The sequence below is a fragment of the Micromonospora sp. NPDC048835 genome (genome assembly GCF_040649995.1).
Classification (GTDB): Bacteria; Actinomycetota; Actinomycetes; order Mycobacteriales; family Micromonosporaceae; genus Micromonospora.
In genome coordinates this window covers 1-1,489 of the sequence record NZ_JBEZGM010000063.1, presented here as the reverse complement: position 1 = coordinate 1,489, position 1,489 = coordinate 1, and the positions used below count along the sequence as shown (strand labels likewise).

Below are 1,489 nucleotides of genomic sequence, written 5' to 3'. Positions count from 1 at the left end.
TCCCGTACCCGCGAAAGAGCGTCCCTGATGAACCTCGTTGTGCTAACCACCCGAACCATCCAAGACCTTCGGGTTGAGGATGGGGAGCGTGGGAACCTTGCGGGTAGTAGTCAAGCGATGGGGTGACGCAGGAAGGTAGCTGAGCCCGGCCGGTGGTTGTGCCGGGGTAAGCGTGTAGGCCGTGGTGTAGGCAAATCCGCACCACATGAGGGCTGAGACGTGATGCCGAGCCGATTCAGGTGAAGTCAGTGATCCTATGCTGCCGAGAAAAGCCTCTAGCGAGTTCTTAGCGGCCCGTACCCCAAACCGACACAGGTGGTCAGGTAGAGAATACCGAGGCGATCGGGCGAACTGTGGTTAAGGAACTCGGCAAATTGCCCCCGTAACTTAGGGAGAAGGGGGGCCGGAGACGTGAAGCCCCGCGCGGGTGGAGCGTTGTATGGCCGCAGAGAGCAGGGGGAAGCGACTGTTTACTAAAAACACAGGTCCATGCGAAGAAGTAATTCGATGTATATGGACTGACGCCTGCCCGGTGCTGGAACGTTAAGGGGACCTGTTAGCTCTTCGGGGCGAAGCGGAGAACTTAAGCGCCAGTAAACGGCGGTGGTAACTATAACCATCCTAAGGTAGCGAAATTCCTTGTCGGGTAAGTTCCGACCTGCACGAATGGCGTAACGACTTCCCCACTGTCTCAACCACAGGCCCGGCGAAATTGCAGTACGAGTAAAGATGCTCGTTACGCGCGGCAGGACGGAAAGACCCCGGGACCTTTACTATAGCTTGACATTGGTACTCGAATTAGCTTGTGTAGGATAGGTGGGAGCCGGTGAAGTCCATACGCCAGTATGGGTGGAGGCAATCTTGAAATACCACTCTGGTTGATTTGGGTATCTAACTTCGGACCGTTATCCGGTTCAGGGACAGTGTCTGGTGGGTAGTTTAACTGGGGCGGTTGCCTCCTAAAAGGTAACGGAGGCGCCCAAAGGTTCCCTCAGCCTGGTTGGCAATCAGGTGTTGAGTGCAAGTACACAAGGGAGCTTGACTGTGAGACTGACAGGTCGAGCAGGGACGAAAGTCGGGACTAGTGATCCGGCACTTGCGAGTGGAAGCGGTGTCGCTCAACGGATAAAAGGTACCCCGGGGATAACAGGCTGATCTTCCCCAAGAGTCCATATCGACGGGATGGTTTGGCACCTCGATGTCGGCTCGTCGCATCCTGGGGCTGTAGCAGGTCCCAAGGGTTGGGCTGTTCGCCCATTAAAGCGGTACGCGAGCTGGGTTTAGAACGTCGTGAGACAGTTCGGTCCCTATCCGCCGTGCGCGTAGGATACTTGAGAAGGGCTGTCCCTAGTACGAGAGGACCGGGACGGACGAACCTCTGGTGTGCCAGTTGTCCTGCCAAGGGCACGGCTGGTTAGCTACGTTCGGAAGGGATAACCGCTGAAAGCATCTAAGCGGGAAGCCTGCTTCAAGATGAGGTATCCCACCC

1 rRNA gene (cut by a window edge) is annotated in these 1,489 nt (G+C 56.5%); it reads left to right on the top strand.

Annotated elements, in window-relative coordinates:
- Positions 1-1,489: ribosomal RNA gene (locus AB0C15_RS32485) — 23S ribosomal RNA — on the top strand (its annotated part extends 1,707 nt beyond the left edge of the window); the annotation flags it as partial.